Annotated in this window: 18 protein-coding genes; 14 read left to right on the forward strand and 4 right to left on the reverse strand. The window is 72.4% G+C overall.

Annotated elements, in window-relative coordinates; translation table 11 throughout:
• Window positions 1-303 precede the first annotated feature (303 nt).
• From LG632_RS01205 to LG632_RS01215, 3 genes are all read left to right on the forward strand, one after another.
• A complete protein-coding gene (locus LG632_RS01205) occupies window positions 304-1,116 on the forward strand; it encodes a glycerophosphodiester phosphodiesterase (RefSeq protein ID WP_226724414.1) in 813 nt (270 codons plus the stop codon).
• A gap of 96 nt (window positions 1,117-1,212) precedes the next feature.
• Window positions 1,213-1,815, forward strand: a complete 603-nt coding sequence (locus LG632_RS01210; protein ID WP_226724415.1) for an ATP-binding protein — start codon at window positions 1,213-1,215, stop codon at window positions 1,813-1,815.
• Window positions 1,816-1,998: 183 nt separating this feature from the next.
• A complete protein-coding gene (locus LG632_RS01215; protein WP_226724416.1) occupies window positions 1,999-2,964 on the forward strand; it encodes a DUF5926 family protein in 966 nt (321 codons plus the stop codon).
• Between the two features lie 181 nt (window positions 2,965-3,145).
• Here the strand turns inward: LG632_RS01215 and LG632_RS01220 are convergent, their stop codons facing one another.
• Both LG632_RS01220 and LG632_RS01225 read right to left on the reverse strand, forming a co-directional pair.
• Window positions 3,146-3,787 (reverse strand): hypothetical protein, encoded by a 642-nt coding sequence (locus LG632_RS01220; protein ID WP_226724417.1) that lies wholly within the window; start codon window positions 3,785-3,787, stop codon window positions 3,146-3,148.
• A 123-nt stretch (window positions 3,788-3,910) separates the two neighbouring features.
• Window positions 3,911-4,615, reverse strand: coding sequence for a bifunctional DNA primase/polymerase (locus LG632_RS01225; RefSeq protein ID WP_226724418.1), 705 nt, complete (start codon window positions 4,613-4,615; stop codon window positions 3,911-3,913).
• 408 nt (window positions 4,616-5,023) lie between these two features.
• On the opposite strand from LG632_RS01225, the gene LG632_RS01230 reads away from it, so the two are divergent.
• Window positions 5,024-6,604 carry a PP2C family protein-serine/threonine phosphatase gene (locus LG632_RS01230; RefSeq protein WP_226724419.1) on the forward strand — a complete coding sequence of 527 codons (1,581 nt, stop codon included), beginning with the start codon at window positions 5,024-5,026 and terminating at the stop codon, window positions 6,602-6,604.
• A gap of 284 nt (window positions 6,605-6,888) precedes the next feature.
• Window positions 6,889-8,355: an aminopeptidase P family protein gene (locus LG632_RS01235; RefSeq protein WP_226724420.1), complete on the forward strand. Its 1,467-nt coding sequence runs from the start codon at window positions 6,889-6,891 to the stop codon at window positions 8,353-8,355.
• Window positions 8,356-8,447: 92 nt separating this feature from the next.
• Here the strand turns inward: LG632_RS01235 and LG632_RS01240 are convergent, their stop codons facing one another.
• Entirely contained in the window at window positions 8,448-8,891 is a 444-nt protein-coding gene (locus LG632_RS01240) for an ATP-binding protein (RefSeq protein WP_226724421.1), read from the reverse strand.
• Between the two features lie 244 nt (window positions 8,892-9,135).
• Here LG632_RS01240 and LG632_RS01245 point away from each other — a divergent pair, with 244 nt between their 5' ends.
• The 9 genes from LG632_RS01245 (at window position 9,136) to LG632_RS01285 (ending at window position 18,936) form a co-directional block, all read left to right on the forward strand.
• Window positions 9,136-9,972 (forward strand): hypothetical protein, encoded by an 837-nt coding sequence (locus LG632_RS01245; RefSeq protein ID WP_226724422.1) that lies wholly within the window; start codon window positions 9,136-9,138, stop codon window positions 9,970-9,972.
• Between the two features lie 111 nt (window positions 9,973-10,083).
• On the forward strand, window positions 10,084-10,809 hold the full coding sequence (locus tag LG632_RS01250; protein ID WP_226724423.1) for a YcnI family copper-binding membrane protein: 726 nt from the start codon (window positions 10,084-10,086) through the stop codon (window positions 10,807-10,809).
• A gap of 70 nt (window positions 10,810-10,879) precedes the next feature.
• On the forward strand, window positions 10,880-11,527 hold the full coding sequence (locus tag LG632_RS01255) for an SCO family protein (RefSeq protein WP_226724424.1): 648 nt from the start codon (window positions 10,880-10,882) through the stop codon (window positions 11,525-11,527).
• The gene (locus LG632_RS01260) at window positions 11,524-12,018 is read left to right on the forward strand and encodes a copper chaperone PCu(A)C (protein ID WP_226724425.1); all 495 of its coding nucleotides are present in this window, start codon (window positions 11,524-11,526) and stop codon (window positions 12,016-12,018) included. The genes LG632_RS01255 and LG632_RS01260 overlap by 4 nt, the downstream gene beginning before the upstream one ends.
• A gap of 22 nt (window positions 12,019-12,040) precedes the next feature.
• Window positions 12,041-14,071 carry a copper resistance protein CopC gene (locus LG632_RS01265; RefSeq protein WP_226724426.1) on the forward strand — a complete coding sequence of 677 codons (2,031 nt, stop codon included), beginning with the start codon at window positions 12,041-12,043 and terminating at the stop codon, window positions 14,069-14,071.
• Entirely contained in the window at window positions 14,068-15,357 is a 1,290-nt protein-coding gene (gene efeB / locus LG632_RS01270) for an iron uptake transporter deferrochelatase/peroxidase subunit (protein WP_264201279.1), read from the forward strand. Before LG632_RS01265 ends, efeB begins: the two co-directional genes overlap by 4 nt.
• Window positions 15,358-15,399: 42 nt before the next feature.
• Window positions 15,400-16,335, forward strand: coding sequence for a prephenate dehydratase (pheA, locus tag LG632_RS01275; RefSeq protein WP_226724428.1), 936 nt, complete (start codon window positions 15,400-15,402; stop codon window positions 16,333-16,335).
• A gap of 514 nt (window positions 16,336-16,849) precedes the next feature.
• Window positions 16,850-18,127, forward strand: coding sequence for a serine--tRNA ligase (gene serS, locus LG632_RS01280; RefSeq protein ID WP_226724429.1), 1,278 nt, complete (start codon window positions 16,850-16,852; stop codon window positions 18,125-18,127).
• A complete protein-coding gene (locus LG632_RS01285) occupies window positions 18,124-18,936 on the forward strand; it encodes an HAD family hydrolase (RefSeq protein ID WP_226724430.1) in 813 nt (270 codons plus the stop codon). The genes serS and LG632_RS01285 overlap by 4 nt, the downstream gene beginning before the upstream one ends.
• Window positions 18,937-19,069: 133 nt before the next feature.
• Here LG632_RS01285 and LG632_RS01290 read toward each other — a convergent pair whose 3' ends face one another.
• Window positions 19,070-19,603 carry a hypothetical protein gene (locus tag LG632_RS01290; RefSeq protein WP_226724431.1) on the reverse strand — a complete coding sequence of 178 codons (534 nt, stop codon included), beginning with the start codon at window positions 19,601-19,603 and terminating at the stop codon, window positions 19,070-19,072.
• Between the last annotated feature and the right edge of the window lie 75 nt (window positions 19,604-19,678).

A 19,678-nucleotide genomic window follows, 5' to 3' on the forward strand; every position in this document is an offset into this window, starting at 1 on the left:
GGTGGGCGGGAGCTGCTGGGTCGGCGGCTCGGCCGGCGGCTCCGGAGTCGCGGGGGCCGCCGGCGCCGGGGGTGCGGAGGGGGCCACGGGGGGTGTGGGGGCCGCGGTGCCCTCGTTCTCGGTGCTCACAGCGTCTCTCCTCGTCGGACACGGCTTCTGGACATCGGTCCGGCAGAACGTTCGACCGGACGCACAAGTTCCTGATCAAAGTTTTTCCCATGAACCGTCAGAGCACTGTAAGCCGGACCTGTGGGTTCTCGCCCGGCCCGGCACGCGGCCCCCGGTCGGTGGCACCATGACCCGGTGACCCATGCAGCGCCGCGCACCATCCAGGTCGTCGCCCACCGCGGGGCGTCGGAGGACGCCCCGGAACACACCCTGGCCGCCTACCGCAAGGCGATCGAGGACGGTGCGGACGGACTCGAATGCGACGTCCGGCTGACCGCCGACGGCCATCTGGTCCTCGTCCACGACCGCCGGGTCAACCGCACGTCCAACGGCCGGGGCGCCGTCTCGGCCCTGGAGCTCGCCGACCTGGCCGCGCTCGACTTCGGCTCCTGGAAGGACCGCGAGGAGTCCCCGGACTGGGACTCCGACCCGGCGCTGCTGTCGGAACGCACCTCCGTCCTGACACTGGAGCGGCTGCTGGAACTGGTGGCCGACGCCGGCCGGCCGGTCGAGCTGGCCATCGAGACGAAACATCCCACCCGCTGGGCCGGACAGGTGGAGGAGCGCCTCCTCTTCCTCCTCAAGCGCTTCGGCCTGGACGCTCCGCCGCCCGAGGGACCCCACCCGGTGCGCGTCATGAGCTTCTCGGCCCGGTCCCTGCACCGGGTGCGCGCCGCCGCGCCCACGGTGCCCACGGTCTATCTGATGCAGTTCATCTCCCCCCGGATGCGCGACGGCCGGCTGCCGGCCGGAGTGCGGATCGCGGGGCCGGGCATGCGGATCGTCCGGAACCACCCCGGCTTCGTCCGCAAGCTCCAGGCCGCCGGGTACGCCGTCCACGTGTGGACCGTGAACGACGCCGAGGACGTTCAGCTCTGCGCTGATCTGGGTGTGGAAGCGATCATTACGAACCGGCCGCGACAGGTTCTGTCCCAGCTCGGTCGCTGACGCCCCGGTTTGCCCACCCACCCCGTCCACCCCGCCCGTTACAGGGCGTGCCCCGGCGCATCCGGTCCGCATTCGGTCGTCATGAATGCGTCATCAATGCGTCACAGTGCCCTGCCCGGCCGGTTTCCGGTCCAGGCCATTGGGGCATTCAGATCTTGGCGTGGGGCTAAGGAGGTTCCGGGGGTGGCGTTGGTGGTGGCACAGGAGGTGCCCACGTCGTCGTGCATGGCCGTACCCCATGGCCCTGCGGGCGTGGGGGAAGCAAGGCGCCGCATGCGCGAGCAGTTGCGCATCAGCGGAGTGGCCGAATCGGTCGTGGACGACGCCGTACTGATCCTTTCCGAACTGCTCAGCAACGCCTGCCGGCACGGCAGACCGCTGGGCACCGGCGAGGTCGGCGACGGAGACATACGCGCCGCGTGGCGCGTGGACGACGCGGGGCGGCTGACGGTCGAGGTCACGGACGGGGGCGGTCCCACCCGCCCGGTTCCGGCCACGCCTTCGGTCACCGCGCACGGCGGTCGGGGGCTGAACATCATCAGCGCCCTCGCCCAGGACTGGGGCGTGCGCGACGGGGTGGCGGGTGAGGTCACCGTGTGGGTGGTCGTGGCCACAGGGCCCCGGCACGACGATTTCGCTACGCGCGTTGCGCCGCCCGCGATCGACTTCTCGGCCCCCTTCGACGATCTCGATCCCTGACCCGTTCGCGGATCCGAGCCGATCCGCAGCGGAACCGGCCTTCGACAGGCGGCCGTCCGGGAGTGCACGCCGACCGTACTCCCGGCCGCATCTCCAGGTTCCGGCGGTACGAGCGACTAGGCTCGCGCCAGTCACGGCACGTGGTCCGTGACGCCGTACCGCCGCAACCGGGAGACACCCACGATGGCCAAGAAGCGTCCCGCAGCAAAGCCTCAGCTCAAGGACGGGGAGATCCCCGTGGTGGGTGCCCGCGAGCCCTGCCCTTGCGGCTCCGGGCGCCGTTACAAGGCCTGCCACGGCCGCACCGCCGCGCACGCGGCCACCGAGCTGGTGCAGCGTCCGTTCCAGGGCCTGCCGGGCGAGTGCGACTGGGTGGCGCTGCGCGAGCTGGTGCCCGCGGCCACCGCCCCGCTCCACCTCAAGGGCGGCCTGCCCGAGGGCGTCCCGTCCGTCACGCTGGCCACCGTCCTGCCGATGGCCTGGCCGGCGCTGCGCCGCGAGGACGGCTCGATCCTGCTCGGCCTGCAGAACGACGCCTCCTCGGGAGACCTGTCCCGGGAGATGGCCGACACCCTGGAGCGCGCCTTCGCGACGGAGCCCGGTAATCCGGTTCCGGCCCGCCGGGTGCCGGCCGAGGGTCCGCGACTTCAGGATCTCCTCGACCCCGACGGCGATTTCGAGCCGGTTGTCCACGCCGGCTTCGAATTCTGGATTCCGGATGCGCAGGACGCCCAGGCGGCCTCGCCGGAGATCGCCGCCTCGCTGGAACGCGCCAACGCCGCCGCCATCCCGACCGTCAAGCTGGCCGGCGTCGACGCCGCCTACTGGTGCGAGACCCCGGACAAGAACCACCTGCGGTGGGTCATGCCGCACCCCGAGGAGAAGCTGCTCGACGCGCTGGCCCGGATGCAGGTGGCGGGCGCCACCTCGCTGGGCGAAGGCACCAAGCTGGTCGGCTCCTTCCGCGCCCACGGCCTGATGGTTCCCGTGTGGGACCTGCCCACCGGTGTCACCGCCGCCGACGTGGAGAAGCCCGCCGCGCAGTTCGCCGAGCACCTGGCCGCGGCCCTCGCCACGGACGCCCCGCTGACCCCGGAGGAGCGCCGGGCGCGCGGGGGGCTCACCAACCGCCAGGTGACGCTCAGCTGAGCGTCACCCCGTGTGTTCGGACGGTGACAGGCGTCACAACTCCCGCTAATCGCCTGCAAATCCGTGTCTGAATATCAGAGATCGAATTTGCGTAGGGGCGATCTCTTGTTACCGTTCTTGTAGCCCGGTCGCTGGTGCATCCCCCGTCGCCAGCGACCGGGCCCTTCCATTTCCGGCCCGCTCAACGCTCGCCCGGAGCGGTGGAGTTGCTTCCGGATCGCAGCAGCAGTCGCCCTTCATCATCCGGAACTGCAAACTCCGCAACTGCCGTCCACTCGCTCCGTGCGCCGGTCGATTCCTCCCGCGGCGTCTCGCACAGTCCGGGCTCGTCACCCGCCCCGACGGCACATCGGATCTGCCACGTCCGCCCCGCCGGTCCCATGAGCGTCAGCACGGCGTCCAGCGGGTGACCGCTCGTGTTGCGGTAGTAACTGCGGCCCCACGTCTGCCCGTCGGCCGCCAGGACGCACGTCTGCGCCTCCACGCCGTCCGGCGAGGAGAGCTCGGGACCGCACCGGGACTCCGTACGCGGCGGGGCGGACGGACCGGTCAGCGGGGCCGAACCGGGCCGGCCGGAAGCCGCACCGGCTCCGGCCCCGGCGCCCGCACCGGCCCCCGCACCGGCCCCCGCGCCGGGCCCGGCGGAACCACCGGCCTCACGGCCGGATTCGGACGGTCCCAGCGAGGGGAGCAGACCGCCGCGCCGCGCGTCGCCCCGGCCGTCGAGCCGACCGTCGAAATCCGGCCCGGCGATCGCGCCTGCCAGCGGAAGGGACAAGATGATCAGCACACCGGCGCCGATACCGATGAGGCGGAGATTCATTCGGCGAAGATAGCGACGCAGGAATGGGGCACAGAGATCCCCGCGCCCAATTCCCTTGGAAACACGTCCTGGTGGCACCCGTTCGAGTGAGGCGGGCGCCGGCACACCGGCGCCTGCGGCCGCTCAGTACGCGAGCCGGCTGCCCCCGCCCGGCGCCCCGCTGCTCGCCTCCACCAACGCGTCCACGACCGTCCCGACCTCGGGCAGCCACACCGCACCGCCCCCCGCCTCAGGGGCGCGCTCCCAGCGCACCTGCCCGCCGCCGTACGCGGGTGAGGGCGGCAGCAGCAGGTAGCCGCCCTCCCCGTGGAAGCGCAGACAGGACGGCACGTGGTCCTGCGCGTAGAGGAGTTCGCCCAGCCGTTCCAGCGAGTACGGCCGCACCAGCAGCGACCACCGGGTCGGGGTCGCCACCACCGGCCCCAGCCGCAGCCCCTGGGCGTCCAGCCGGGCCAGCGCCCCCGGCGCCGCCACGGCCGGCAGGCTGACCGCGCACGGCGCGCCGCCGCCGGTGGCCAGCAGCACGGGCGCCGTCGGGCGGTTGGTCCACCACCAGCCGATCATCCGGGCGTCGGTGGTGGCGGCGAGCAGTCCGGGGTCGAAGGGGTGGGCGCCGGGCACCACGCAGTCGGGATCGGGGCACGCGCACCGCGTGCCGTCACCGGCCGCCCGGCCCACGCCGGGCAGGACCGGCCACCGCAGCGCGGTGGCGCAGTGCAGGGCCGCGTCGAGGAGGGCGGGGGTCTCGCCGTCCGTCCGGCCGGAGGAGCGCAAGGAGAGCCATGAACTGCGGAGCCGCTGGAGACGCCTTCCGAGGATCTCGCGCATGAGCGCTCGTTCCTTTCCGTTGAACGCCGAGGGCCACATCACACCATGTATGCGGTGTTTCACCGCACGTACACGTTTCGCGCCACTGCCCACCAGAGGCAGGTTCACACGGTTCGTGCAGTTTTCTTACGGGTCCATGAAACGTCCGGCGGGATGGAGCGCGACCCGCTCGGGGGTCCGTCCGGTCCTGCGCCCCTAGGGACGGCAGACCGTGGCGAACGGTTCCGGCGCAGCCGCCGGGACAGGCGCCAACTGTCCCCAGGTACCACCGATTACGTACCCGGAGCCACTTGGGCGCCGCCCAGTCGACCTCAAAAAGAGGCCCGTTCCAGCTTTTTCCGGCCAAGTTTTTGCCGCCACCGGAAGGTGAGTTGTCGTACCACGGACACCAGGATTCTCACCTGGACAATGCTGGACATCGCTCCCCGCGTGCGTGTAGATGTGGATCCATTGATGGCGCTGCAGCACGATCTGGGGGTTTGCGATGCTATATGGCGAATCGCACCAGGCGGAAAGGCGGACGCCATGAGCGCCCCGCACCTGCCGAAAGTGGCTGGAATCGATCCAGCAGTTGTGGATGCCCCTCACACTGCCGCGCCCGCATCCGTGCGGCCGCTCAGCCCAACACCTCATCCCGGCGCGCCCGGGACCCTGATCCAGGACCGCCTGGCCGGGATGGTCTCCGACCTCACCACCCTCCACGAACTCACCGAGCGGCTCGCCCGCGAGGGCGACCTGGACGCCGCGCTCCAAGAGCTCCTGCGGGCCGGCGCCGCCCTCGTCGGCGCCCGCCGTGGCCTGATCGTGCTGGAGCCCGCCGACGGTCTCGGCCCCGCCGTCACCATCGGCCTGGGGCTCGGCCGCGCCGAGCTCGGGCACATCGAGACCGTGCCGCGCAGCGCCACCTCCTACGGCCGCATCCTCGACGGTCTGCCCGACGCCGAGGGCGGCTCCGACATCCTGCCCGAGCCGGACGCCACCCCGGGCGCCGGCGGGTACGCCGTCCCCGTCGATCCCCGCCACCGCGAGGTCGCCGCCCGCCTCGGCTACGCCGCCAGCTACGCGCTCCCCCTGACCGCCGAAGCCACCGGCCGGCTCGGCGCGGCCGTCTGGCTCTACGACGAACCGGCCGAGCCGAGCGACCGCCAGCGCGACCTCGTCGGCCTCTACGTGCAGCACGCGGCCGAGCACCTCGCCCGGATGCTGGAGGTCGCCCGGGCCCGGACCCGGCTCGCCGCCCTCTCCGAGGAACTGCTGCCCAGCCGGCTCCCCCGGGTCCCCGGTGTCCAGCTCGCCGCCCGCCACCACACCGGCCCGCACGGCGGCGGCGACTGGTACGACGCCCTGCCGCTGCCCGAGGGCGCCCTCGGCCTCGCCGTCGGCTCGGTCACCGGGTCCGGGCCCAGCGCGGTCGCGGCCATGGGCCGGCTGCGGGCGAGCCTGCGCGCCTACGCCGTCATGGAGGGCGAGGACCCGGTCGCGGTCCTGTCCGACCTGGAGCTGCTGCTGCGCCTGACCGAGCCGGCCCGCTCGGCCACCGCGCTCTTCGCCTACTGCGAGCCCGCCCGCCGCAAGATCCTCCTGGCCGGCGCGGGGCACACCCCGCCGCTGGTGGTCGGTGAACGCCGCACCGAGTACGTGGAGACCTCGCTGTCCGCACCGCTGGGCATGCTCTCGTGCTGGGAAGCACCGAGCGTGGAGATCGAACCGGCCGCAGGAGAAACGGTGCTTCTCTACACCGACGGGCTGCTGCGGCGGACCGGCGACGCCATGGACCGGGCCTACGCCCGGCTGCACGCGGCGGCCGCCGGGGTCCCGCGGGCCCTGCGCGACGACCCGGCCGCCCTCGTGGACCACGTCCTGCACACGCTGCTGCCCGACGGCCTCGGGCGGCCGGGGCCGGGCGGGGCGGGCGAGGCGGGCGGGTGCACCGGGGCCGGCGAGGCGCCGTACGAGGACATCGTGCTGCTGGCGGCCCGCTTCGAGTGAGCTGCCTTCCTCTGCTCGGCGGCGCCGGTCCTGCGCGGTGGCGCCGCCGCGCCTCGGGTCGGCGCTGCTCGGGTCGGCGCTGCTCGGGTCGGCGCCGCGCCTCGGGCCGCACTGCGCTCGGGACGAGCCGGTGGCCCGCGCCGGCGCGGCCCGCGCCGATTTGACCGGGACATTCCGTTTGTGTGATCCGGCACAAGGGGACTTCGGGCCCCTCCGGCCCGCCGCCTTTCGCACATACGATGGATGAGGTCCGCACCCGGTCCGTGTCGTACTGAGGAGATGACGTGGCTGACGAGCTCACCCCGGAGACCCCGGAAGAAGAGCAGCCCAAGAAGACGCACAAGCAGCGCAAGAACGGTCTCTACCCGGGCGTCAGCGACGAACTCGCCGAGAACATGCGCACCGGCTGGGCCGACACCGAGCTGCACGGTCTGGAGCCCATCGCGCAGGCCGGGCACACCGCCGCCCGCCGCGAGGCGCTGTCCGCGCGCTTCCCCGGCGAGCGCCTGGTCGTCCCCGCGGGCCGGCTGAAGATCCGCTCGAACGACACCGAGTACCCCTTCCGCGCCGCCACCGAGTACGCCTACCTCACCGGCGACCAGACCGAGAACGGCGTTCTGGTCCTGGAGCCGGCCGGCGAGAGCGGCCACACCGCCACCCTCTACCTGCTGCCCCGCTCCGACCGCGAGAACGGCGAGTTCTGGCTGTCCGGCCAGGGCGAGCTGTGGGTCGGCCGCCGGCACTCCCTGTCCGAGGCCGAGCAGCTGCTGGGCCTCCCGGTCAAGGACGTGCGTACGGTCGCCGAGGAGCTGGCCGAGGCCACCGGACCCGTCCGCGTCGTCCGCGGCCACGACTCCGTCATCGAGGCGGCCCTGACCGACAAGGTCACCGCCGAGCGCGACGAGGAGCTGCGCGTCTACCTCTCCGAGGCCCGCGCGGTGAAGGACGAGTTCGAGATCGGCGAGCTGCAGAAGGCCGTCGACTCCACCGTCCGCGGCTTCGAGGACGTCGTGAAGGTCCTGGACAAGGCCGAGGCGACCTCCGAGCGCTACATCGAGGGCACCTTCTTCCTGCGCGCCCGCGTCGAGGGCAACGACGTCGGCTACGGCTCCATCTGCGCCGCCGGTGAGCACGCCTGCACCCTGCACTGGGTCCGCAACGACGGCGCGGTCCGCCCCGGCGACCTGCTGCTGCTCGACGCCGGCGTGGAGACCCACTCCCTCTACACCGCCGACGTCACCCGCACCCTGCCGATCAACGGCCGGTACACCGACATCCAGCGCAAGGTCTACGACGCCGTGTACGAGGCCCAGGAGGCGGGCATCGCCGCGGTGAAGCCGGGCGCGAAGTTCCGCGACTTCCACGACGCCGCGCAGCACGTGCTGGCCGAGAAGCTCGTCGAGTGGGGCCTGCTCCAGGGCCCGGTCGAGCGCGTCCTGGAGCTCGGCCTGCAGCGCCGCTGGACCCTGCACGGCACCGGTCACATGCTCGGCATGGACGTGCACGACTGCGCCGCAGCCCGCACCGAGGCCTACGTCGACGGCACGCTGGAGCCGGGCATGTGCCTGACCGTGGAGCCGGGCCTGTACTTCCAGGCCGACGACCTGACGGTGCCCGAGGAGTACCGGGGCATCGGCGTCCGGATCGAGGACGACATCCTCGTCACCGAGGACGGCAACCGGAACCTCTCCGACGGACTGCCGCGCCGGTCCGACGAGGTCGAGGCCTGGATGGCCCGCCTCAAGGGCTGACACCACGACGACATGACGGGGCTCCCCCGGCCGCGGCTGCGCGGCCGGGGGAGCCCCGTCGCGTTCGGCGCGGGCTCACGCCCGCAGCCGGCTTACGACACCTTCAGGAGGGCGTCCTCGCGCCACTTGAGCATCTTGTCGAAACTCACCACCGCGCCCCGCCCCGGCCGGTTCCGGAAGCGGACGTGGTCGGCGAGCTGCTCGATCAGGCACAGGCCGCGCCCGTGCTCGGCCAGGGACGGCCGGGGGCGGGACACCGTCGCCGACGGGAAGCCGGGGCCGAAGTCGGTCACCTCGATGCGGCAGCAGTCGCCGTCCAGATACGCCGTGACCCGATAGGCCTCGGCCTCGTCGGACAGTCCGGCGACCCCGCCGTGCTCGACGGCGTTGGCGCAGGCCTCGCTGAGGGCCACCGAGAGGTCGTAGGAGATGTCCGGGTCCACCCCCGCGGTCTCCATCGCCCCCAGCAGCAGCCGCCGGGCGAGCGGCACGCTCGCGGCTTCGCGCCTCAAGTGGAGAGACCACCAGATGCTCATACCGCTACCTATTGCCGCCCAAGGCGGGGCGTAAGCCCCTGGGCACCGGCACAGCACTCATTCGGCCGATGCGCACGTGCCGGGGGCGGTGTTATGAGGCATGGCCAGGGCCTCGTACGGCCCCTCGCGGTCGACCCGGGCGGCCCTGTGAGGGCTGAGCGGGCCCCCGGGTCCAGGGGGACTCAAGGGACCTTCCGGACCTGCCGTACGCAACGCGGCGGCGCAGTGCGATGATGGCCCGGCCATGTCTGCCCCCCCAACGACTCACGCCGGAGCCGGTCTCCGGTTCCTGCGGGCCGCGGTGTTCGCCGCGGTCTGCGTCGTGCTGTCCGGGGTCGGGCACGCGGTGGCCTCCTGCGCCACCGTGCCCTGGTGGGCCCTCGGCCTGGCCTTCCTCGCCGTCCTCGCGGTCGCGGCGCCGCTGGCCGGCCGCCGGCGCTCGCTGCCCGGCATCGCCGCCGCCCTCGGCGGTGGCCAGCTCGTCCTGCACGCCTTGTTCGGCTTCGGCCAGCACACCGCGACCTCGGCGGCCGGCTCCCCGGCCGACCCGGCGGTGCAAGGCGGCTCCGACGCCTCGCTCGCGGCGCTCGCCGCGCAGCTCGTCTGCGGGGGCAACTCCGTACCGCTGAGCCCGGCCGAGGCCCAGCAGATCCTGCGGACCGCCGGCCTCGACCCGGCCGCCCTCGCCGCGCAGAGCGCCCACGCCGCCCATGGGCACGCCGTACCGCTCGTGCAGGGCGCGACCGAGCCGGCCACCGGCCTGCTCACCGTGCCCATGCTGCTCGGCCACCTGCTGGCCGCGCTGGCGGCCGGGTGGCTGCTCGGCCGCGGCGACGCGGCCCTGCTCCGCCTGCTGACGCTCTCCCGGCGCTCCGCCGAGGCCGCGCCCGTCCGTGCGCTGCGGACCGCGTTGGCGCTCGTACGCGCCCTGGCCGCCGGGCTGCCCGGCGCCCCTGCCGGCGGGGCTCCGCGGGTCCGGCGTAGCAGGGACGACGACGCCCCCTCCACGGGGCGCGACGCGCTCCAGCACACGGTGATCCGGCGCGGGCCGCCCGTGGCGGCGTACGCCCTCGCAGCCTGACGCGGCACCCCCACTCCCCGGGACGAACGACGGGAGCACCGGTGCCGCGGCCTCCGTGCGCGCCCGTGCCCGGAGTTCTCGTCACCCCTCATCCCGTGGAGTGTTTCCGCCATGAAGACCTCTCGCGTCTCCTTCGCCGCGGCCCTGGCCGCCGGCACCGTCCTGGCCCTGTCCGGCACCGCTTTCGCGCACGTCAGCGTGCAGCCCGGCGAGGCCACCAAGGGCGGCTACGCGACGATCAACTTCAAGGTCCCCAACGAGCGCGACGCCGCCTCGACCGTGAAGCTGGAGGTCAACTTCCCCGTCGACAAGCCGCTGACCTCGGTGATGCCCCAGGACGTCCCCGGCTGGACCGTGAGCGTCGAGAAGAGCAAGCTCGACAAGCCGCTCACCGTCCACGGCAAGCAGGTCAACGAGGCCGTCACCAAGGTGACGTGGAGCGGCGGCAAGATCGAGCCGGGGAAGTTCCAGCAGTTCCCGGTGTCCGTCGGCAAGCTGCCCGAGGACGCCGACCGCATGGTCTTCAAGGCGATCCAGACGTACGACAACGACGAGGTCGTCCGCTGGATCGAGGAGCCCAAGGAAGGCGCGGCCGAGCCGCAGAACCCGGCCCCGGTGCTGAAGCTGGCCGCCGCCAAGGGCGACGACCACCACGGCGCGGCCCCCAAGAACGACAGCGCCAAGAACGACGGCGCCAAGAACGCCGACCGCAGTGGCCACGAGCAGGCCTCCGGCAAGAGCACGGACACCACGGCGCGGGCGCTCGGCATCGCCGGCATCGTCGTCGGCCTCGGCGGCGTCGCGTTCGGGATCGCCTCCCGTCGTCGCTCCGCCTGACGGCGTGGCCCTCCTCCCACCGAACCGTCCAACAGACCCGATCCACACCCGATCCCAGGGACATCTCTTCATGCGCACCACACGTGTGACGGTCGCCGCCCTCGCGGCCGTGGCCGCACTCACGCTCTCCGCGTGCGGCGGCGAGCCCGCCCAGAAGCCGGTCGCGGACGTGAACGCGCCGGCCAAGAAGCAGGCCGGCACCGTCCTCGACCGCCCCTTCGACAAGCCCGACCTCACGCTGACGGACACCACCGGCCGGCCGTGGAACCTGCGCGAGCAGACCAAGGGCAAGCCGACGCTGATCTACTTCGGCTACACCAACTGCCCCGACGTGTGCCCGCTGACGATGAGCAACATCGCCGTCGCCAAGAAGGCGCTGCCCAAGGCCGACCAGGACAACCTCCGGGTCGTCTTCGTCACCACCGACCCCGAACGCGACACTCCCGACTCCCTCGGCACGTGGCTCAAGGCCCAGGACCCGTCCTTCGTCGGACTGACCGGGGACTTCGCCACGATCCAGGCCGCCGCGCGCAGCCTGGGCATCGGCATCGACCCCGCCAAGAAGGAGGCCGACGGCAAGGTCGTCTCCATGCACGGCGCCCAGGTCATCGCGTTCTCGCCCAAGACCGACGAGGGCTACGTCCTCTACGGCGAGAGCACGACCGTCGACGACTACACCAAGGACCTGCCGAAGATCGCCAAGGGAGAGAACCCGTGAACCACCGCACCACCCGTACCCTCGCCGCCGCCCTCTCCCTGACGGCCGCGCTCGCCATATCCGGCTGTTCCTCGGACTCCTCCGACGACAGTGGCTCCGACGCCGCCGGCGCCGCCAAGCCCGCCATGACCGTCAGCGGCGCCTTCATGCCGGAGCCCGTCAACGACAAGATGGCCGGCGGCTTCATGGTCATCAAGAACGGCTCCGCGACCGCGGACAAGCTCACCGGGGTCACCAGCCCGCTCTCCGACGACGTCCAGATCCACGAGACCAAGGACCAGAAGATGCAGCAGGTCCCGTCCATGGACGTGCCTGCCAACGGCGAGCTGAAGCTGGAACGCGGTGGCAACCACGTCATGTTCATGGGCCTGAAGAGCCAGCCCAAGGTCGGCGAGAAGATCACCGTCGAGCTGCGCTTCGAGAAGGCCGACCCGGTCAAGGTCGAGCTGGACGTGAAGGAACGGACCTACAAGCCGCACGACGCCCACTGACGGACCGAGGGACTGACACGCCATGACGGCCACCGCCCCCGCCCTCTCCACGGCCCGCACCCGCCCGGCAGCCCTGCTGCCGCGGCTGGTGCTGGTCCTCGCGACCCTGCTGGCAAGCCTGTTCACCGCGGCCGCACCGGCCACGGCGCACGCCGCGCTGACTGCGAGCGACCCCAAGGACGGGGCGGTGGTCGCCACGGCCCCCGCCCAGGTCAGCCTGTCCTTCTCGGAGCAGGTCGCCATGGGCGACGACTCCATCCGCGTCATGGACCCGCGGGGCAAGCGGGTCGACACCGGAGAGCTGCGCGACATGTGCAGCGGCTCCACCGTCCGGTACGGCACCGCCTTGCACACCGGCCTGCCCAACGGCACGTACACCGTCGCCTGGCAGGCCGTCTCCGCCGACAGCCATCCGATCTCCGGCGCCTTCACCTTCTCCATCGGCGCGCCTTCGGCCACCAACGTCACGCTGCCCACCCGGAAGGCGGGCGGCGGCCCGGTCGGCCTCGCCTACGAGGTCGCCCGCTACGCCGCGTACGCCGGCTTCGCCGTCCTGGTCGGCGGCTGCGCCTTCCTGCTCGTGTGCTGGCGGCGCGGTGCGGCCGAACGCCCCGTGCAGAAGCTCGTCGTGCGGGCCTGGGTCACCCTGACCGCCGCCACCTTGGCGATGCTGGTGCTGAGGGCCCCGTACACCGGCTCCGGAAAGTTCGCCGACGCCTTCGACCTGACCGCGCTCAAGGCGGTGCTGGAGACCAAGACCGGTGCCTCGCTGGTCTCCCGGCTGCTCCTGCTGGGCGCGAGCGCCCTCTTCCTCGCGGTCCTGTTCGGCATCTACGCCCGACGGCAGGCGGCGGAGAGCGGCGGCAGCGGCGAGGAGTCCGCCGCCGAGGCCGACGCCCGGGCCAAGGACACCGCCGACCTGACCTTCGGACTCGCTGTGGGCGGGACCGTCGTGGCCGGTGGGATCGCCGCCACGTGGGCGCTGTCCGAGCACGCCTCCACCGGCATCCAGCCGGGCGTCGCGATGCCCGTCGACATCCTGCACCTGCTGGCCGTCGCCGCCTGGTTCGGCGGACTGGCCACCCTGCTCGTGGCCCTTTACGCCGTACCCGGCATCGACCGCACGGCCGTGCGGCGGTTCTCCCGGCTCGCGTTCGGCAGCGTGCTGGTGCTCACCGCCACCGGGCTGTACCAGTCCTGGCGTCAGGTTGGCAGCTGGTCCGCCCTCACCGGGACCGAGTACGGCCGACTGCTGATGGTCAAGGTCGGCCTGGTCGCCGTCCTCGTCGGCCTCGCCGCTGTCTCCCGCCGGTGGACCGGCCGCCTGGCGCAGTCACCGGTCGGCGGCGATGTTTCACGTGAAACGGGCGGGGCGGAGACCGTGGAGGGGGCGAGCGAAGGGACCGCCGGGGCAGCGCAGTCGGCCGACTCGCCGGAGGGCGGCGCCCAGGTGCCCGCCGTCACCGTCCCGGTGGATCCGGTACGGGCAGCCCAGCTGGCCCGTCAGCAGGCCGCCCGCGCCACCGCCCAGGCCCGCAAGCGGCGCGAGGCCGACCCCGAGCGGGCCGGACTGCGCCGCTCCGTCCTCGCCGAGGCCGCGGTCGCCGTGGTCCTGCTCGCCGTCACCACCGCGCTGACCAGCACCGAGCCCGGCCGGGCCGCGGAGCAGGAGGCGGGGCGCGGCACCGCCGGTAGCACGGCCGTACCCGACCGGGCGGTGAAGGTCACCCTCCCGTTCGACGCCGGCGGCCAGAACGGCAAGGGCACGGTCCGGCTGGAGCTCGACCCGGGCCGGATCGGCGCCAACACCCTCCACCTGTGGGTGGACACGCCCGGGGGCACGCCCCTGGACGCCCCGGAGGTGAAGGTCGCCTTCACCCTGCCCGCCAAGGAGATCGGGCCGCTCCCCCTCGTGCCCGAACGCGCCGCCGCCGGCCATTGGACCGCCACCGGCGTCCAACTGCCGCTTGCGGGCGAGTGGCGCATCGACGTGACCGTCCGCACGTCGGACATCGACCAGACGACCGTCCAGAAGAACGTGAAGATCGGCTGACCAGCGTGACCGAGAGCACCCCTGACATCGAAATCTCCCGACGCCGCCTGCTGGGCACGGTCGGCGCCGCGGGCGCCGCGGGACTGGCCCTGGGCGCCACCGGCGGCGCCCTGGCCCATTCCGCCCTCACCGGCGAGACGGCCACCACCGGTGCCGCGGGCTCCGCGGGCGCCCTGAGCTCGCTCGGCAGCACCCAGGTGGCCTTCCACGGCGACCGCCAGGCCGGCATCACCACACCGATGCAGTCCAAGGGACACCTCGTCGCCTTCGACCTGGCGCCCGGCGCCGGCCGGGCGGAGGCCGTCGCCCTGATGCGCCGCTGGTCGGAGACGGCGCGCCGGCTGATGGCCGGGGAGACCGCGCCGACGGCCGACACCGGTATCGCCCTCGACGCCGGCCCGAGCTCGCTGACCGTCACCTTCGGCTTCGGTCACTCCTTCTTCGACCGCACCGGCCTGACCGCCCGCCGCCCGGTGGCCCTGGACCCGCTGCCCGAGTTCTCCGGCGACCGGCTCGATCCCCGGCGCAGCAACGGCGACCTGTGGATCCAGATCGGTGCCGACGACGCGCTGGTGGCCTTCCACGCCCTGCGCGCCCTGCAGAAGGACGCCGGAGAGGCGGCCCGGGTCCGCTGGCAGATGAACGGCTTCAACCGCTCCCCCGGCGCCACCGCCGAGCCGATGACCGCGCGCAACCTCATGGGCCAGGTCGACGGGACCGGTAACCCGAAGCCGTCCGACCCCGACTTCGACAAGCGGATCTTCGTGCCCGGCAGCGGCCCCGGTCCCGCCGAGCACGCCTGGATGGCCGGGGGCTCGTACGCCGTCGTCCGGCGCATCCGGATGCTGCTCGACGACTGGGACAAGCAGTCGCCGCAGAAGCAGGAGCAGGTCATCGGCCGCCGCAAGGCCGACGGGGCGCCGCTGACGGGCGGTACGGAGACCACGAAGCTGGACCTCGACCGGCTCGGGCCCGACGGCAGGCAGGTGATCCCGGCCAACGCGCACGCGCGGATCTCCGCGCCCGAGCAGAACGGCGGGGCCGCCATGCTGCGGCGGCCGTTCTCCTACCACGACGGGTTCGGTGAGGACGGCTCGCCGGACGCGGGCCTGCTCTTCATCTGCTGGCAGGCCGATCCGCTGCGCGGTTTCGTGCCTGTCCAGCGCAAGCTGGACCGGGGGGACGCCCTGTCGGAGTTCATCCGGCACGAGGCCAGCGGCCTGTACGCCGTGCCTCCGGGCCCGCGTCCCGGCGAGTACGTCGGAGCACACCTGCTCGAAGGATGAACAACGCCGCGAAGCGGCACCTCACGGCATTAGGCTGACCGCATGTCGGCCACTCGTTTCACCTATCTCGGTCCCGAGGGCACCTTCACCGAAGCCGCCCTGCGCACCCTGCCGGAAGCCGCGACCCGGGAGCTCGTCCCGATGGTGTCGGTGCCGGCCGCCCTGGACGCCGTACGCAACGGTGAGGCCGCGGCCGCGCTGGTGCCGATCGAGAACTCGGTGGAGGGCGGGGTCACCGCGACCCTGGACGAGCTGGCCTCGGGCGAGCCGCTGATGATCTACCGCGAGGTGCTGCTGCCGATCGCGTTCGCGCTGCTGGTGCGGCCCGGCACCGCGCTGTCGGACGTCAAGACGGTCACCGGGCACCCCGTCGCCCAGCCGCAGGTGCGCAACTGGCTGCGCGACCAGCTGCCCGACGCCGTGTGGGAGTCGGCCGCCTCCAACGCCGACGGTGCCCGGCTGGTGCAGGAGGGCCGCTTCGACGCCGCCTTCGCGGGTGAGTTCGCCGCCGCCACCTACGGGCTGGTGCCGCTGGTCACCGACATCCACGACGCGGAGAACGCCGAGACCCGCTTCGTGCTGGTCGGCCGACCCGCCCGGCCCGCCGCGCCCACCGGCGCCGACAAGACCTCCGTGGTCGCCTGGCTCGGCGACGACCACCCCGGTGCGCTGCTGGAGCTGCTCCAGGAGTTCGCCATCCGCGGGGTCAACCTGATGCTGATCCAGTCCCGGCCGACCGGGGCGGGCATCGGCAACTACTGCTTCGCGATCGACGCCGAGGGGCACATCTCCGACCGCCGGGTGGGCGAGGCCCTGATGGGTCTGAAGCGCACCTGCCCGCAGGTCCGCTTCCTCGGCTCGTACCCGAGGGCGGGGGTCACGGCCAGTGACGTCCGGGCGGCCCGGGCGGGCACCTCGGACGGCGACTTCACAGCGGCCTCCGACTGGCTGACGCGCTGCCTCGACGGCCGGGGCTGACCCCTCGCAGTTGTCCACAAAGTTATCCACAGGCCCGGGAGGAGACCTGTGGACTAGTCGACACTTCCACGCGGCAAGGTCGACATATCGGTCGATGTCTCAGGTTTCGCAAGAGTGAGCGGCAGGTGAACGGCGTCATCGCCACACCGAGGATCAACTCTTTGGGGCGAGGCTTTCCCACCCGAATGAGTGTGTGGGGCGGGTTTGAACCATGAATCGGTACGCTCGTCGCGCGATCAGGAATGATCGCTTTTCGTGTCCACAGCGACGGCTCACAGCCTGTGGATAAGGAAGGTCGCCGACCCCATTCCTGTGGACAAGCCACTGGTCACGGCAGCCCCCTCCGGTCCGGACGGTCCCCTTTCCGGGGAATCGACCACCTTTTATTGACCGGCGGAGAACATCCTGATCCGGCCAGGCGTGAACACTTTTACATTCATGGCAATTAGGACATAGCGACACGCAGCGTGATATCGGTGTGATCCACGGAAGCCCCTGCCGGTAGCCTGGAGGGGTGATTGACCTTCGGCTACTCCGTGAAGACCCTGACCGTGTCCGCGCCTCGCAGCGCGCCCGTGGAGAGGACGTCGGCCTCGTCGACGCCCTGCTCTCCGCCGACGAGCGCCGCAGGTCTTCCGGCATGCGCTTCGACGAACTGCGCAACGAGCAGAAGAACCTCGGCAAGCTGATCCCCAAGGCCTCCCCCGAGGAGCGTGCCGAGCTGCTGCGCCGCGCCGAGCAGCTCAAGGCCGACGTCAAGGCGGCCGAGGCCGAGCAGAACGAGGCCGACGAGACGGCCCGCGCCCTGCTGCTCCAGCTCGGCAACATCGTCCACCCCGACGTGCCCGTCGGCGGCGAGGACGACTTCGCGGTCCTGGAGACCCACGGCACGATCCGCGACTTCGCCGCCGAGGGCTTCGAGCCCAAGGACCACCTCGAGCTCGGTGAGCTGCTGGGCGCCATCGACATGGAGCGCGGCGCCAAGGTGTCGGGCTCGCGGTTCTACTACCTCACCGGCATCGGCGCGCTGCTGGAGCTGGCCCTGGTCAACGCCGCCATCGCGCAGGCCACCGAGGCGGGCTTCGTCCCGATGCTGACGCCGGCGCTGGTCCGCCCGCGCGCCATGGAGGGCACCGGCTTCCTCGGCCAGGCCGCCGAGAACGTGTACCACCTGGAGAAGGACGACTTCTACCTGGTCGGCACCTCCGAGGTCCCGCTCGCGGCGTACCACATGGACGAGATCATCGACGCCGAGAAGCTGCCGCTGCGCTACGCCGGCTTCTCCCCGTGCTTCCGCCGCGAGGCCGGCACGTACGGCAAGGACACCCGCGGCATCTTCCGCGTCCACCAGTTCGACAAGGTCGAGATGTTCTCGTACGTCGCCCCGGAGGACGCCGAGGCCGAGCACCAGCGCCTGCTGGCCTGGGAGAAGCAGTGGCTGAACTCCCTGGAGCTGCCCTTCCAGGTGATCGACGTCGCCACCGGTGACCTCGGCGCCTCCGCCTCGCGCAAGTTCGACTGCGAGGCGTGGATCCCCACCCAGGGCAAGTACCGCGAGCTGACCTCCGCCTCGAACTGCGACGGCTTCCAGGCCCGCCGCCTGTCCGTCCGCGTCCGCGACGGCAAGAAGACCCAGCCGCTGGCCACGCTCAACGGCACCCTGTGCGCCGTGCCCCGCACCATCGTGGCGCTGCTGGAGAACCACCAGCTGGCCGACGGCTCGGTCCGGGTGCCCGCGGTGCTCCGTCCGTACCTGGGCGGCCGCGAGGTCCTGGAGCCGATCGCCAAGTGAGCCCGGCCCCCTTCCCGTACAAGCTGGTCGCGACCGATCTCGACGGCACCCTGCTGCGGGCCGACGGCACCGTCTCCGAGCGGACCCGGGAGGCACTCACCGCGGCCACCGCGGCCGGTGCGGTGCACATCATCGTCACCGGCCGCTCGGTGCCGTGGACCCGGGGCGTCCTGGACGACCTCGGCTACCAGGGACTGGCGGTCTGCGGGCAGGGGGCGCAGCTCTACGACGCGGGTGCGCACAAGCTGCTCACCTCGGTGACGCTGGACCGGCAGCTCGCCGGTCTGGCGCTGGCCAAGATGGAGGCGGAGGTCGGCCCGCTGGCGCTCGCCGCCAGCCGGGACGGGCTGGACGGCGCGGTGCTGCTCGGTCCCGGCTACCAGGTCCAGGAGGGGCTGCCGGCGGTCCAGCTCCAGGACACCGCCGAGGTCTGGACGGCGCCGCTGAACAAGCTCTACATCCAGCACCCCGAGCTCGACGACGACACGCTGGCCAAGGCGGCACGGGAGACCGTGGGCAACCTGGTCGACATCGTGATGGCCGGGCCGGGGATAGTGGAGATCCTGCCGCTCGGCCTGAGCAAGGCGACCGGGCTGTCACTGGCCGCCCGCCGGCTCAAGGTGAAGGCCGCCGAGACGATCGCCTTCGGTGACATGCCCAACGACATCCCGATGTTCGGCTGGGCGGCGCACGGTGTCGCCATGGCCAACGCTCACGCGGACCTGAAGGCGGTGGCGGACGAGGTGACGACCTCGCACGAGGAGGACGGCATCGCCGTGGTGCTGGAGCGCCTGCTCGGCGCCGCGTAGCGCGCTTGAAGGGAGGTCCGGGACAGCCCGCGCCGTCAGGCGCGCTCGAAGCGGCTGTCCCGGACCTTTTGTTGCTCCCCGCGAGATCCACTGTGCCTCCGCGACCGGTTGCGTACCAGCGAATTTCGGCGCATCAGCCGTGAATCAGACGGCGCCGCGCGCAGTCGGCGGTCACGATCGCCAGGAGCGGGCCCCACAGCAGCAGCGGGGCGTAGGAGAGGGTGAAGAGCCAGTAGCCGAAACCCTCGCTCGGCGAGTCGGGATCGGCCGCCATGACGTCGTTCCAGTTGAGGGCGCCGAGCGCGGTGATCCCGATGAGCGCCACGGCGCCCAGGGCCGCGGGCACGAGCGCGACCGGCGGCGGTATCCGGCGTCCGCCGAGCCAGGGCACCCAGTGCGGCACGATCTCCCCCCAGCGTTGCACGAGGCCGAGGGCCAGCAGGCCCAGGCACTCCTGGAAAACGCTGAGCGCGAGCAGGTACAGGGAGCCCCAGCCGGGATAGTGCGTGTGGTGCAGCTCGCTGCCCGGACCCCAGCCGACCGGAATGCCGACGGCTATCAGCAGCCGCCACAGGCAGCTGGGCAGGACGGTCAGGGACGCGGCCTTGGCCGTCAGGCGCATGCCGCGGGAAACGCCCGTGGCGGGAGTGGTGTCGAGCAGGGTCATCGCCGGCTCCTCGGTGCGGGTGCGGTCGTCGGCCTCCAGCCTCGGGCGGGCACCCGCCCGCAACCATCGGCCGAT

Source organism: Streptomyces antimicrobicus (genome assembly GCF_020532625.1).
GTDB lineage: Bacteria > Actinomycetota > Actinomycetes > Streptomycetales > Streptomycetaceae > Streptomyces > Streptomyces antimicrobicus.